This window comes from Paenibacillus mobilis (assembly GCF_058267595.1).
Genome location: NZ_JBZCMS010000009.1, coordinates 156,732 through 171,384 on the forward strand (window position 1 = coordinate 156,732; position 14,653 = coordinate 171,384).

At 52.1% G+C, this 14,653-nt stretch carries 12 protein-coding genes and 1 pseudogene; 3 read left to right on the top strand and 10 right to left on the bottom strand.

All coding sequences use genetic code 11. The annotated features are described in order from the left end of the window. Positions 1–18: 18 nt before the first annotated feature. The 3 genes and pseudogenes from AC3ZPD_RS17065 (at position 19) to ilvD (ending at position 3,410) form a co-directional block, all read left to right on the top strand. Positions 19–1,071 (top strand): acyltransferase family protein, encoded by a 1,053-nt coding sequence (locus AC3ZPD_RS17065; RefSeq protein ID WP_490985488.1) that lies wholly within the window; start codon positions 19–21, stop codon positions 1,069–1,071. A gap of 126 nt (positions 1,072–1,197) precedes the next feature. Then, positions 1,198–1,449: pseudogene (locus AC3ZPD_RS17070) on the top strand (KGG domain-containing protein); the annotation flags it as partial. A gap of 275 nt (positions 1,450–1,724) precedes the next feature. Continuing rightward, complete coding sequence (ilvD, locus tag AC3ZPD_RS17075) at positions 1,725–3,410, top strand: dihydroxy-acid dehydratase (protein ID WP_490985489.1); 1,686 nt, start codon at positions 1,725–1,727, stop codon at positions 3,408–3,410. 225 nt (positions 3,411–3,635) lie between these two features. Here the strand turns inward: ilvD and AC3ZPD_RS17080 are convergent, their stop codons facing one another. From AC3ZPD_RS17080 to AC3ZPD_RS17125, 10 genes are all read right to left on the bottom strand, one after another. Beyond that, on the bottom strand, positions 3,636–5,084 hold the full coding sequence (locus tag AC3ZPD_RS17080) for a polysaccharide deacetylase family protein (RefSeq protein ID WP_490985490.1): 1,449 nt from the start codon (positions 5,082–5,084) through the stop codon (positions 3,636–3,638). A gap of 124 nt (positions 5,085–5,208) precedes the next feature. Further along, positions 5,209–7,104: a peptidoglycan D,D-transpeptidase FtsI family protein gene (locus tag AC3ZPD_RS17085; RefSeq protein ID WP_490985491.1), complete on the bottom strand. Its 1,896-nt coding sequence runs from the start codon at positions 7,102–7,104 to the stop codon at positions 5,209–5,211. A 196-nt stretch (positions 7,105–7,300) separates the two neighbouring features. Continuing rightward, the gene (locus AC3ZPD_RS17090; RefSeq protein ID WP_490985492.1) at positions 7,301–9,457 is read right to left on the bottom strand and encodes a methyl-accepting chemotaxis protein; all 2,157 of its coding nucleotides are present in this window, start codon (positions 9,455–9,457) and stop codon (positions 7,301–7,303) included. Between the two features lie 174 nt (positions 9,458–9,631). Further along, the gene (locus AC3ZPD_RS17095) at positions 9,632–10,957 is read right to left on the bottom strand and encodes a peptidase U32 family protein (RefSeq protein WP_490985546.1); all 1,326 of its coding nucleotides are present in this window, start codon (positions 10,955–10,957) and stop codon (positions 9,632–9,634) included. Positions 10,958–11,033: 76 nt separating this feature from the next. After that, positions 11,034–11,966 (bottom strand): peptidase U32 family protein, encoded by a 933-nt coding sequence (locus AC3ZPD_RS17100; RefSeq protein WP_490985493.1) that lies wholly within the window; start codon positions 11,964–11,966, stop codon positions 11,034–11,036. 19 nt (positions 11,967–11,985) lie between these two features. Continuing rightward, positions 11,986–13,044, bottom strand: a complete 1,059-nt coding sequence (gene mltG / locus AC3ZPD_RS17105) for an endolytic transglycosylase MltG (RefSeq protein ID WP_490985494.1) — start codon at positions 13,042–13,044, stop codon at positions 11,986–11,988. 112 nt (positions 13,045–13,156) lie between these two features. Then, complete coding sequence (locus tag AC3ZPD_RS17110) at positions 13,157–13,462, bottom strand: DUF1292 domain-containing protein (RefSeq protein ID WP_490985495.1); 306 nt, start codon at positions 13,460–13,462, stop codon at positions 13,157–13,159. Further along, positions 13,462–13,764: a DUF1292 domain-containing protein gene (locus AC3ZPD_RS17115; protein ID WP_490985547.1), complete on the bottom strand. Its 303-nt coding sequence runs from the start codon at positions 13,762–13,764 to the stop codon at positions 13,462–13,464. The genes AC3ZPD_RS17110 and AC3ZPD_RS17115 overlap by 1 nt, the downstream gene beginning before the upstream one ends. A gap of 12 nt (positions 13,765–13,776) precedes the next feature. After that, positions 13,777–14,193: a Holliday junction resolvase RuvX gene (ruvX, locus tag AC3ZPD_RS17120; RefSeq protein ID WP_490985496.1), complete on the bottom strand. Its 417-nt coding sequence runs from the start codon at positions 14,191–14,193 to the stop codon at positions 13,777–13,779. Positions 14,194–14,233: 40 nt separating this feature from the next. Further along, complete coding sequence (locus AC3ZPD_RS17125) at positions 14,234–14,494, bottom strand: IreB family regulatory phosphoprotein (protein WP_490985548.1); 261 nt, start codon at positions 14,492–14,494, stop codon at positions 14,234–14,236. Positions 14,495–14,653: the final 159 nt, after the last annotated feature.

The window sequence follows — 14,653 nt, forward strand, 5'->3', positions numbered from 1 at the left end:
TAAAGGAGCCTGCCGATCATGAACGATAAACCGAAAAGCTGGAGTGGAGAAAGCTATTTCCTGAACCTGCGTTTTCTGCTGATTGTATGCGTATTTGTGGGCAACGCGATCGAACCGCTCATCAGCCAAATGCCGGGCGTACACGCGCTTTATGTATGGATTTTCACCTTTCATATGCCTCTGTTTGTGTTTGTGACCGGTTATTTCGCCAAACCCAATCTCCGGGGGCTGTCCGGCCGCAAGATGATGACCCAAATCGCCCTGCAGTATCTCATTTTTCAGAGCCTCTATTCCGTACTGGACGTAACGGTCTTCAAAGTGGAACATATCCGCCATTCCTTTTTTGCCCCTTACCTGTTGTTATGGTTTCTGGCCAGCCATTTGTTCTGGAGAACCGCAGCGCTTGGCCTGCAAAAATGGACGCGGACCGCACAGCTGGGAGTATCGCTTCTGCTCGGGGTCGCTGTTGGTTATGCGGCAGTGGACGGCACTTGGCTCAGCTTATCGCGCACCTTTGTGTACCTTCCCTTCTTTATGGCCGGTTACCACTTCCGTCCGGAATGGATCGTGAAAGTATTCACACCTAAAATCCGGTTGTGCGCCGGCCTTGCTTCACTATTGCTGCTGGCTGCCGCATGGGTCTGGGGCGATCGTCTGCCTTTAGGCTGGCTTTATGGAAACATGACTTATGGGCAATTGGGTCCGTACACCTGGTACGCCGGGTTTGAACGTCTGGGCATGTACGTGCTCCAGCTGGTTTCCTCTGCAGCCTTCCTTGCTTTTACGCCGCTGTTGGCCTGCAGGGTCACCGATCTCGGCCGGCGGACTTTGTACGTTTTCCTCCTGCATGGCCTGATCGTCCGGCTGGCCGCCGCTTCGCCTTTATACGGATTCATTCAAGGGACAGGCGGAGCGCTTGCCGTAATTGCAACTTCCACCCTATTGACCGTGCTTCTCTGTCAGCCTATTGTCCGTAAAATGGCTTCGCCGGTTATAGAACCTCCGGTGGAGTGGCTGTTTTCCAGATCCCGGAAAGTCGGCAGAACGCTTGGGATGCGGATTTCCAAATAAAAAACGGATTTTTCGCCTGCAAGAAATCGGGTTACCTTTTTCCATTTTATCGTGATTCAACCAAGCGACCCGTGGTATATAACAGTACGCGCATTAAAAACCATTACTTGTCAAGGAGTGATTTTTATGGCACGTACCAAAGGGAAAATGAGCCGTGAAGAAGCAGGTCGTCTGGGTGGACAAGCTACCGCCAAAAACCATGGCAAAGAATTTTACCAGGAGATTGGCTCCAAAGGCGGGATGGCCACCTCCAAATCCCACGATCGCGAGTTTTACCAGGAGATTGGGCAAAAAGGCGGCTCCGCCACGGCCGAATCCCACGACAAGGAGTTCTATCGGGAAATTGGCCGCAAAGGCGGACAAGCCCGCGGGAACAACTGATGACGTCCGCTGCCCCGGCTCCGCTTAACCGCAATACCTGACAAAAAAGCCCCGGCATTAGGGTCGGCGGCTTTTTTGTTTGTTTTTCACTTTTGCTTCCTTTTAATTAAAAAATTTCTCCCTGACAAGCGAAAACCCTTTTTTCCAGCTTCGTTTAGCTCACTTAAGATGGTAGAAAAGCAGGGGAGGTTGTGATAGACTGTATAAAAAGCTTTAGCGGTTTACACTTCTAAATTTCATTCATTATTCATATCCGGGGGGAGAAAGCCATCATGGGAGCTAACAAAATGCGTTCAGACATGATCAAAAAAGGTTTCGACCGCGCTCCGCACCGCAGCTTGCTGCGTGCCGCAGGTGTTAAAGAAGAGGATTTCGGCAAACCGTTTATCGCGGTCTGCAACTCTTATATCGATATTGTTCCAGGTCATGTGCACCTGCAGGAATTCGGTAAAATCGTGAAGGAAGCCATCCGCGAAGCCGGCGGCGTCCCTTTTGAATTCAACACCATCGGCGTAGACGATGGCATCGCCATGGGCCACATCGGCATGCGTTATTCGCTGCCGAGCCGCGAAATTATCGCCGACTCGCTGGAAACCGTCGTATCCGCACACTGGTTTGACGGTATGGTCTGCATCCCGAACTGCGATAAAATCACGCCGGGCATGCTGATGGGCGCGCTGCGCGTCAACATCCCGACGATTTTTGTCAGCGGCGGACCTATGAAAGCCGGCGTAGACAGCAAAGGCAACAAATTGTCCCTGACTTCGGTATTTGAAGGCGTCGGCGCATACCAGGCCGGCAAAATCGACGATAAGGACCTGCTTGAGCTCGAACAATTCGGCTGTCCGACCTGCGGCTCCTGTTCCGGCATGTTCACAGCCAACTCCATGAACTGTCTGGCCGAAGCTCTCGGCCTTGCCCTGCCGGGTAACGGCACCATTTTGGCTGTCGCTGAAGAACGCCGCGATTTCGTTAGAAAGTCCGCTAAACAATTGATGGAACTGGTTAAAATGGACCTGAAACCTCGCGATATCGTGACCAAAGAATCCATCGACAACGCTTTTGCTTTGGATATGGCGATGGGCGGTTCCACCAATACCGTACTGCATACCCTTGCGCTGGCCCAGGAAGCCGGAATCGACTATCCGCTCGAGCGGATCAACGAAGTCGCCAACCGCGTTCCTCATATCAGCAAATTGGCTCCGGCCTCCAACTTCTTTATTGAAGACGTGGACCGGGCCGGCGGCGTAAGCGCCGTTATCAACGAGCTGCTCAAGAAACCAGGCGCCATTTACGGCGAATGTATGACGGTCTCCGGCAAAACGCTGCGCGAAAACGTAGAAGGCGTTGAAATCCGGGATCATGAAGTCATCCACTCGCTGGATAACCCTTATTCCGAACGCGGTGGTCTAGCCATTCTGTATGGCAATCTGGCACCGGAAGGCTCCGTTATTAAAGTCGGCGCTGTCGATCCTTCGGTCGGCGGATACCATAAAGGCCCGGCCATCTGCTTCGACTCCCAGGAAGAAGCGCTGGAAGGCATCGCGAACGGCAAAGTCAAAGAAGGCAACGTTGTAGTTATCCGTTATGAAGGTCCTAAAGGCGGACCGGGCATGCCGGAAATGCTGGCTCCTACGTCGCAAATCGCCGGCATGGGTCTCGGCGCCAAAGTTGGCCTGATTACCGACGGACGTTTCTCCGGCGCATCCCGCGGCATCAGCATCGGGCACATCTCTCCGGAAGCTGCGGAAGGCGGACCGATCGCTTTCGTTGAAAACGGGGATATCATCGAGCTGGATTTGAACAACCGGAAAATCGAGCTGCATATCAGCGACGAAGAGTTCGCCAAACGCCGCGCCAACTGGAAAGGTTTTGAGCCTAAAGTCAAAACCGGTTATCTCGCGCGTTACTCCAAGCTCGTAACGAACGCCAGCTCCGGCGGCGTTATGAAAATTTAATCATGAATTCAGCAGCCCGGGCCTTTCCGAAGAAAGGTCCGGGTTTTCTTTTTCGGGCCAAATCCTGCTCCTCCCCATCCCCAATTTAAAGAAAAAAAGAGACCCCAAACGGGCCTCTTCCTCTAATTTCGTTAAATTCATTAAACCAAAATCTCCACATACAAAAATAAGACCTTAAACCGAACAACCCTGGGAAAAGGGAGGTATCCGGTACTTTTTTCCGAATTAAACGGGCAAACTTGCGTTCAACTCCGCGGACTCGTCGCTGCTTTCCGCCTTTTCCTCTTGCTTGGCTTGCAGGACCTGCTTGTGCTGGGAATGGGATACCGTTCCTTCCCGGGCAAAACGGCTGATCAGCGTATCTATCGGAATTACCAAAATCTTTGGCACCATTTGCTCCTGATGCGCTTTGATACGCTCGCGGCCGCTTGGATGAATAACGCTCATCAGCAGCTTTAAGTAAAGGGTAGTCGACGTCGCGAACAGGCCTTTAGGCATATCCGTAATCGTAAAACCAAACTGCTCCGGTCCGCGGTTAATCATCGTAATGCCGTATAAAGCTTTTACTTCCTTAAGCTCCGGATGATCCTGAATGTATCTGGCCAACTCCGGAAGGGCTTTCTCTGTCGTACGGACCAGCTGAATCGCCAGATGCACGGAGGATTTGGCTTTGGAGCCGAGCTGGAACAGCTTTTTGTTGTCAAAATGCAGTTCAAGGACGGGATCGCCTTTGACCAGCTGGCCTCCGCTTTCCAATTCAATGGGCGCCCCCGAATATTTAATTTTGCGAAAATGAAACATCGGGTCGTCGTGATTCGTTGTTTGTAAGTGGAACATCGCATGGAACAGCTTCTCCCAAAGAAGCCAAAGGCTGACGATCAAACGTTTATACCAGGGCAGCACCGGTATACCTCCCTTTCGCACGACTGGAGTGTTATTATCCGCGGCCAATGCTTCGTTTCTGGCCTGGGCCGTATGCTGGATCATATCCTGAATCGTAACGCTACGGATGCCGCGGCGGTCAGCCTCGTTCAGCACGCGCCCCAGAGCCGTGAGCATTTCATGTGGCGCAGTGGGGTTAGCGCCAAACGTCGTGCCGCAGTCGTGAAGCAAAAAAACTTCGCCCCCGCGCAGCTTTTTCAGCATTTTTTCGGTGAGGCGGTCCGCTCCTACATTCACGCGCCAATCGCGGAAGATCGCGGACCAGAGCACCAACTGGTAATCGTTGCGCTGTTTCGTATAATCGAATAGGTTGACGATCCCCCATGGCGGTCTATAATAGTGCGCATCCTCGCCGGTTGCTTCTTTAATGACCTTTGCGGTCATCGTAATATGTTGGGTAACCGTTTTGGGCCGCATAAGCCAATTGGTCTTATGTTTGTAATTATGGATACCCAGCAGATGGCCTTCCTCGTGAATCCTCTTGATCAGCTCAGGGTGTTTCTCGGCACTCGAACCAACTACAAAAAAGGTCGCTTTGGCGTTATGGCGCTTAAGCAGATCAAGCAGTTGCGGAGTGTACACCGGATCGGGTCCGTCATCAAACGTTAAAGCGATTTCGTGCTCTGCAATCCCCTTCTTGAACACTCGAAATCCGAATAAACGGCTGATTAGTCCCGGAATAAAGGCGTACAGCGAGAAAATGTAAAATAAACCCAGCAGCAAAGTCTCCATGCCCATTCCCCATTTCTCTCTGTTTCATTGACTTTGGCTTGCCCAAATCCTAAATTTATTTGAACATCTTCTCTATTTTATCATAAAAGCTTTGATTTTAGGCCTCTTTTTTGGGCTGCTTCTTTCATGTTCTGTCAGGAACTGCAAGTGTATTCATTACGTCCCCAAAAAGCTCCGTAGCCAGGTGGACGGACCCAGGCTCCCGGCTTTGGACCAACACAGCAGCGGCATACTTGGGTGATTCGTAAGGGCCGAATCCGATGAACCATTGATCATTTAACGCTTTCCCGTCTCTGACCACCTGTGCGGTCCCCGACTTCCCGGCCAGCTTCCATTTCGCATTGTTCAGCTTGCGGCCGGTCCCGTCCGTAACGACCGTTCGCATCCACTGCAGCAGGGTTTGGGCCGTCCGGGAAGAAATTTGGCCGGATGCGGCAGGCGATTGATGAGGTTCGAAACGGATCATTTCGGTGCCGTTGGCATAGCTGATCCCGGATACCAGCCGGGGAGCCTGCACGGCTCCTCCGTGCAGCAGCGTCACCACCAAATTGGCCGCCTGCAGCGGGCTGAGCCGAACGCTTCTTTGGCCTATCGCCGTTTGTGCCCGAACCCCGCCATCCTCCGGATGGGGTTCCTGTCCAAATACCGTGCCTGCCTCCTCCTGGTCGATCTGATGAAGAGGCCGTCCGTCGATGAACGCCTGCTCCTCCCATCCCACCGTTCGGCCGATGCCCAACGCGTCCGCTGTTTGCTGAAGCATGTAAGGACTGAGGCGTTCTCCTAAACTTCCGAAGACGATGTTGCAGGATTCCGCAAATCCTCTGGCGAGGGTAATGTCCCCGTGACCGGCTTTTTTCGAACAGGACAGTCCGTATTTCCCGTAATTCCCGCTGCAGAAAAAGTGCTCGTCCGGCCGGGAAAGGCCTGCTTCCAAAGCCGCTGCCGCCGTTACCGTTTTGAAAATCGAGCCGGGCACCGCTTCCTTTACAGCCCTGTTGCTCCAGTTCGACGTCATGTTCGGATCCACCGAGTTCGGATTGTAGAAAGGCAGCGAAACCATCGCCTTCACATCTCCGGTTTTCACATCGAGCACAACGACCGCTCCCTCTTTTACCCCTTTTTCGGCGGCCAGACGCTCAATTTGGTTCTGCAGGCTCAAATCGATGGTGGTCCGGACCGTAAGCGGATAATAGGGATTGCCGGCGGCATGAACCCGGAGCGCCTCTTTGGAAAGCGGCTGGCGGCGTCCGTCGATCAGGTACGACACGCCTGTCGGCCCTTCGCCCCGCAGGAGCCTGTCGAAGGTTTTCTCCAGCCCGGAAGCGCCAAGCTTGGCGGAAATCGGCAGAACCTCTCCCCGTTTGACCTGGCCGCTCCCTGTCTTCTGATTCATCGCCATAACCACCTCCGGCTGCTCGGCTACAAACCCTAGCCACTGCTTGCCTGAAGACTGCTCCGTATACCGCTGGAGTACAGGCAGCGCTTTTACCCAAGGGATATCCAGCCTGTCCAATTCCGCGGCCTGTTCCGAGGTGAGGCTGTAAGGAACCTGTTGTCCGCCGTTCCCCCGTTTGTCTGTCCAATAAGTAGGCTGCTGCAGTCGGCTTCTGACGGCCTCAAGCCGATCCGTCGTCGTGTTCAGCAGTTTGGCCAGCGCGCCGATTTGGCGTTCCTCCGTCTGCATATTTTGAGCTCCGTTGGAACCTTTCCCGCCATCGCCTCCATCCTTGTTGCCGGTAGAGCTTTCCTTGCGGAGCGGAAACAACACAGGGGCTAGGACAACTTCGCTCGTAAGAGAGTTTCCGGATGCATCCACGAACCGGCCGCGTCCCGGGTCCAGCTCCATGCTTGTCTCACGCTGCAGGACCGCCATTTCGGACGTTTCCCTCCCATGTGCGGAAGCCGCTTTCGGGACCCCATCAAACAGCTGCAGCCACGCCAAACGCACAGCGATAATGCCGATTAAGGCAGTCACAAGAAGCAAAACGGCAAAAATCCGTTTTTTGATGGTCAAGTTCATCACGAAAATCCTCCTTTCGACAAAGTATTTCCTTTTCGGAGCTATCCCACACTTCCCGTATGTCACCAGGGCGCAATCTTTATCCTTTATCCTTAATAATTGCCTTTTAAAAATATTTATAAAAAAAGGTGCCCCTATGCGTTTTAGGCACAAGGGCAACCCGATAATTTTTTGGATAAGGATTAGGGAAAATCAATTAGAATTTAAATCTGGACAGCGATTCTTTCAATTTATCGGACACCTGCTCCAGCTGTCCCGACAGCTCAACCAGCTGGTCGCCGACCATCTGCTGTTCGCTGGACAGGGATGCCACCTCTTCCGAAGTCGCGGACGATTCCTCGGCCACCGCGCTGACATTCGCCATTGCCTCGGACAAAATGTGCTGGGACTGGCTCAGGCCTTCAATAGAAGATGTGACTCCATCCAGCTTGGCCACGAATTTTTCCATTTGCTCCTGCACTGATACAAAAATCTCTCCGGTTTCTTTCACCGATTCGATTTGCTGCTCGAACAGCGGATTCACTTCTTCCAAAGCCTCGATGGTTTCGTTCATTTCCTGCTGGATTTCGTCCGTAATTTGCCCAACCATCGTAATCGATTGTCTGGACTGTTCGGCAAGCTGGCGGATTTCATCGGCCACAACCATAAATCCGCGGCCTGCCGCTCCTGCGCGAGCGGCTTCGATCGTAGCGTTCAAAGACAGGATATTGGTCTGCTGCGTAATGTTTTGCATGACTTCGAGAACCTTGCGTACGGAGGCTGTGCTGGCATGCAAAGCGTTGACGCGGTCGGCCAAAGCCCGGGTCATTTCGCCCGTCGTGTTTGTTTTCTCCGTTAATCCCTGCAGGTATTTCGTACCCAGCTCGCTGGCGTTTTCCACCTCGCGCGCCGATTCCTGCATCTCTCGGTTAGAGGCAATAACCGCCGACACCTGGGTACCAATGTTTTCCGTCAAATCGCTGCCGCGTTCGGCTTCGCTGGCCAGGCTGCCCGCGCCGTTGGCGATCTCTTCGGTGGCGACCGCAATTTCCCTTGCGGACAACGCCGTTTTTCTGGAGGCTTCCGCAAGCTCCGAGGCCGTGCCCAGCACTTCTGCCGCCGAAGAATTCGCATGGGTCACCAGCGTCGTAATCTGCTCCATCATCTGATTAAAGCTGGCGGAGAGCTGGCCGATTTCATCGCGTCCCGTATGTTTCATCCGTACATTAAGTTCCCCGCTCGCCCCCTGCTGCATCAAACGGTTCATGATGGAAAGCGGACGCCCGATCATACGGACGATCCAAATCCCGATCAGTACCGCAATGATGGCAACCACAACGGCCGCAATAAACGTTGTGACCAGAATGCTTTTGGCATCGGCCACCAGGTTGCTCACCGGCACGATTCCGGTCAACTTCCAGCCGGAGGATTTCAAAGTATCATATACAGCCAAAACGGATTTGCCGTCCTGATCATTGGTTGTAAAGCTGTCCGTTTCTTTGGTATTTTTCGTTACCGCATCCAAAGCCGTCAATTTCTGCTGGCTCAAGTCTACGTTGGCGGCCACGACCTGTCCCTGTCCGTCGACAAGCTCCACTTTGGAGCCATCGCCCAGAGAAACCTTTTCAAGCTCGTTGTTCAAGGTTGTCAGATCGATATCCATAACAATAATATAACGCGAGGAGCCGCTTAAGGTTTTCAAAGACTGCGCATACCGATAGATGCCGTCCGAGCCCTCGGAAACAGCCTGCCAGGTGGAAGCCGTACCATTGGCTAAAGTTGGGTACCAAGATGCATTTTTAAGGTTGGACGTCAGGTCCGTGTCCGCGTTTCCTGCCGTGATCGGCGTAAAGCTTTCATCGACCGGGAACAAATACAAAGCGCGTGACCCGGTAATAGAGTAGGTAAAGGTGCTCATCTTCTCGCTGATCGCTTTCACCAGCGTAAACTGGTCATAGTTGGAGAGACCTTTGGCTCCAAGGCCCGTCAAGTCGTCCTGCAGCTCTTTGTCAAAAAAGACCTGTTGAACCCCTTCCTGATACTTGTCAAAAATAATGTCCAGCTTGTCGGCGGTTTGAATGACCGTCTGCTGGTTGGATGTTTTTGCGTTTTTCTGCACGATGGTCCTGGCAGTCTGGTAGGATAAAATACCCAGAGACAGCACAAACACCATAATCGCTACAAAAAAGATGAGAAATAATCGGACCCCCACGGACTTCGTGGGATCCAGATTTCCGACTTTTAATCCCCTCGAGTATGTAACCGTTTTCTTCAGTGCTTTTTGAAGGCCTTGCTTGGATTGCTTTGGTTTACCCTGCTGCTGCTTTTCCCCCTCTTTGTCCTTATTGCGCTGCAATTTTGGGAATTTGGCCATCCTGTTCACCCGTTCCTTCTATGTATTTTTAGTCCTAATTAATATTTCGGCTTTCGTCCCAATTTCTTAAGCTTTTTGTTAAATATCATGCATATTTATCTAATTTTTTTGTAAAAACCGACAAAAAAACCCTTTGCCTCAAGGACAAAGGGTTACATTTTCAGGACTATTTGTCTATTTCTTTTTTCTCATCATGTCAAAGTATTGAACCGGACGGTCCACCTTGAATTTGACCAGCTGCAGCGGATGGCGGGCCGCGTCGATTTCGTTGCCGTTCTCATCCCAAAGCGTCCCGACGGTTTGTTTGAAGAACGTGTCCCCCGGCCCGAAGAATTCCACTTCCTGCCCGGGTTTGAAATGATTGCGCTGCTGAACGGTCGCCATGCCGGTTTCGGCGTCGTAATCCATGACCAGACCTGCGAAATCATAAGGAGCCGCTTTTTCCTCGGGTTCATAAATATGATCCTCATGGTCGGGCGTATCGTAAAAGAATCCGGTATTCAACGGGCGGTTCGCCGCTTTGTTGATTTCTTCCACCCATTCGGGTTTCAGCACGTAATTATCCGGGTCTTCCATATAAGAATCAATGGCTCGTCGGTAGGCATTAACCACCGTGGCCACATAGTGGATCGACTTCATGCGGCCTTCGATTTTAAAGCTGTCCACGCCAACGTCGATCAGATCCGGAACATTCGCAATCATGCACAAATCCTTGGAGCCCATCGTAAAGGCATTGTCTTCTTCCGCAAACAGCGGAATTTGCGTCGTGCCAAGCTTAAACTGCTGCAGCACGCGGTCTTCCGCCGCTTCTTCCTCCGAAATCCACGTTTGCTCGCGAGCATCCTCAAACAGATCGTATTTCCAGCGGCAGGACTGACAGCAGCCCCCGCGGTTGGAGTCCCGGTCCGTAAAATGGTTGGACAACACGCAGCGCCCCGAGTAGGAAGAACACATAGCGCCATGGATAAACGCTTCGATTTCAATGTCCACGTGATTTTTGATTTCGGCGATTTCCTCCAGGCTGGTTTCGCGTCCCAATACTACGCGCGGCAGCCCTTCCTCTTTCCAATACTGGACCGCCTGCCAGTTCACGGTGGACTGCTGGGTGCTCAAATGCACCTCCAGGCCTGGAACTACCCGCAGGGCCGTATCGACAATGATCGGATCTGCCACAATGATCGCGGAGATGCCGACTTCGTAAAGGTTGCGCAAATATTCCTCAATGCCGTCAAGATCCTCGTTATGCGCGTAGATATTAGTCGCTACAAAAACTTTGGCGCCATATTTCTTGGCGAATTCGACGCCTTCGCGCATTTCCTCAAAGCTGAAGTTATCCGCATTGGAGCGGAGGCCGTAATGCTGTCCGCCGATATACACGGCATCCGCGCCGTAATGAACCGCAAATTTCAGCTTCTCCAGATTGCCGGCCGGGGCCAGCAGCTCCGGTTTGTCGAGCCGGTATCTTTTTCCTTTATATTTAGGCTTGTGCTGTTCATTTATGGAATGCTGTTCAATAGACTTATGACGTTCAATGGTTGACACAAAGATTCACCTCTCTTGATGCGGGATTAATCGGTTAATAAACCTGCTCTTTATAATAAAAACCAAAAGATAATTCACGCTCAGGGTCCTGCAAACGGCGAATCTCGTCCATCCAGCTGTCCTGGAAGGCATAATTCTCCGGATTTGCAGCAAACAAGTCGATCGCTTGGCGGTAAGCTTTGATCACGGCGATCGTATACGCCGCCGGCTTCAGCAGCGATTCGATTTTGAAGCTGTGCACGCCGGCTTCCAGCAGCAGATGAAGGTCCTCCAAAATGCAGATATCGTCCGAGCTCATAATATGCGTTCCGTTAACGTCTTCGTAAATCGGGTATTTCTCCTCCTGGCGTTCGGCTTCGATCAGGAACAACCCGCGTTCTTTGCCGAGGTCTCCTTCTACCGGACGCCCCTGGTGCGTCATATAGCTGGCTACAAGCGCCCGTTTGGAATGATAAATGTTGGTCATCCCATGGACCTGCACCTCGGCTTCTACCTGAAGATGCGGCATCATGCCCGTAATTTCATCCATGTTCAATTCACGGGCGAGCACTACGCGGGATGCGCCTTTGCTGCCCCAATAGTTGGCCGTCGCATAGTTGGTGGAGGTCATCTCGGCGTTCCAATGCAGCGCGAGGCCAGGAGCGGCCATACGCGCAGCCCGCAGCACGGCCGGATCCCCAAATTGGACGGCGTCCGCCCCCGCCTGCTGAACCTCCAGCAGATAAACGTCAAGCCCTTCCAGCAGATCGTTGCTGATCAGGTTGCTGACGCTCACATAAACCTTTGCCTCCCGACTGTGCGCAAACTCTGCGATTTTCCGGATGTCCTCCAGAGAGCATTCACCCGGCAGGCGCATGCCGTATTTATCTTCCCCTACCAAGACCGCGCTGGCCCCGGCATTTATAAAAGAGACCGCTTCTTCCACCGAACCCGCCGGTACAAGAAGTTCCGGTTTTCCTGCTTTCATTGCTTCACACACCTCTGTCTTATTTGGCCGCAGCCTGGCTTTTTTTGATGTTCGCCAAATGCTCCTGGTACGTAGCGGCAAACAAATGCTCCTGGCTGCCGTCCTTTTTCGTTACGTAAAATAAATAATCCGATTTCTCCGGCTCCAAAGCCGCTTCAATCGACTTCAAGCTGGGCGCTGCGATCGGTCCCGGAGGAAGACCTTCATAAAGATAAGAATTATAAGGACTATCCACCTTGCGCAAATCGGAGTTCAGCAGCCGTTCTTTCGGTTTGCCGAGCAAATACTGAACAGTCGCATCGATCTCCAGCTTCATGTTTTGCTTCAGCCTGTTATAAATAACTCCGGCAACGATTGGCCGCTCCTTATCGACAACTACCTCACGCTCCACGAGGGATGCGATCGTCATGATCTGGTTCAGCGAATAACCGCTTGCCTTGAGTTTGCCATCGAAATCCGGAATCTGCTCCAGCTTGGCCGAAGTTTCCTCGAGCATCCGCCGGATCATGTCCGCTTCCGTGCTTCCCTTCTTCAGTTCATAGGTTTCCGGGAACAAATAACCCTCCAGCCTGTACATCAGTTTGGCATCCGCAGGAATTTGGCCGAGCAGCGGACTTTCGATCCCGCCGGCTGCGGGGTCTTTGACCAGCTTCAGGAACGTTTCGGCGTTCGCTACTCCTTCTTCCTGAAGTTTATCAGCCATCTGCTTCACAGTGAACCCTTCCGGGATCGTAAAGCGAATCATCTCTTCCGGAACCACGTCCCCGCTGTTCAGCTTGGCAATGATTTGATCCGCCGTTGCTCCGGGATTCATTTCATAGGTTCCGGCCTGAAAACGGCTGCCCTCGGACTTGTACTTCAAGGAAACCTTAAACAGGAGGCTGTTCCTGATCAAACCTTTCTCCTGCAGCAGATTTGCGATCTCTTCCGTTCCTGTCCCCGGTTCGATCGTGAATCGGACGGGCTGATCCGATTTGGCGGGCGGCTGAAGCCCCCAATAGATGTATCCTCCTGCTCCGGCTGCGGCGATGATCAGAACCAGCACCACGGCCAAAGCCAGTCGTATCCCTTTCTTCACTAAGCCAACTCCTTTACAGCCAAAAAGAGCGGAAGCTCCGCCCTTCTTGGGTACATGCTATACAACTGCAACAACATCGTTAGATAAGCCGCAAACGGCCCGTAGTAAACCCTTATTCGGGAAAAGTCAATTCGTCGTACAGCTCGGAAACCTCTTCCCATTCATCGTCATCGTCGATGGTTTCGAGCGACAGCTCTCCTTCGCCGCCGGCGACCACCTTCAAAATCTCCGGTTCAGCAGGTTTTGCTGCCTGCGTATCGGGGCGGAGCACGGCATAGGACTGACCATCCACGTCAAACTCTTGTTCGACTTGGTAATAAGTCGACTTGCCTTGCTCATCCTGGAGCTCCACGACTGGACCGAAGGCTTCCCGGATGCGGTTCGTCCATACTACGTTATCCCGGTTAAAAGCCGTCATTAATCTTCGTCACCGCCGAATTCATCCATCAGCGTATTGAAGGTTTCCTCAACGATTTCCCATTCCTCATCGCTGTCGATCGTATACAATTTCAAGTCATCGCCGTCTTCCTCGTAACGGAAAGCATAAACCTCTTCGCTTTCTTCGTCGTCCGATTCCAAAGGAACAACCATCATATATTTAGCATCGGAGCCGTCAACCTCAAACTTCATGATGACTTCGAACTCTTCTTCGTTCCCTTCGTCATCAGGAATATAAATGATTTCCGGTTCTTCCTCGTTGCCGATGATTTGGTTTGCCATCATTCATCACCCTCACCTTATAGTCTTTGAGTCCAAATAATTCTGCAAAATAAGCATCGCGGCCATTTTGTCCACGACCTGTTTGCGTTTGCCCCGGCTTACATCCGCTTCCAGCAGCGTCCGATGCGCTGAAACGGTCGTAAGCCGCTCATCCCAAAGGTGAACAGGCAATGCCAATTGATCACGCAGTTTATCGGCGAACGCCATGCAAATCTCGCCACGGGGTCCAATCGTGCCGTTCATGTTCTTAGGCAATCCTACCACAATTTCCCCAATGTCGTACTGCTTAACAAGCTCGGCGATTTTGGAAAGTTCCCCTTCGTCCCGGCGTTTCTCCAGCGTATCGATCCCCTGGGCCGTCCAGCCCAGCTCATCGCTTACGGCAGCGCCGATTCTTCGGTCGCCATAATCGAGCCCCAATATCCTCATCACATAACTCCTGTCAAAAGATGATTACCCAAAATTCGGATCACCGATTGTGCTTCATATAAAAGCGGACCAGTTCCTCAATGAGCTCATCTCTTTCTTTCTTCCGTACAAGACTTCTGGCATTATTGTGCCGCGGGATATAAGCCGGGTCCCCCGACAGCAGATATCCGACAATCTGGTTGATTGGATTGTATTCCTTCTCTTGAAGCGATTCGTAAACTGTAAGAAGGATTTCCTGTGCGGACGCCTCCCGCTCATCGCCGGTGACGTTAAACTTTACAGTTTTATCCATGGAGTCCATCATGCCACCTCAATTCTCGGCCATAACGGCTTAAATGCCATTATGCCATACAGACTAAGCTTCTCCGGCGGATTCCGGGCCAAGCTTATATCTCTTACTATAACATATTGGGGCTCCCGGAAGGAAATAGGAAACTAGAAAATATCCCATTTTTTAGAA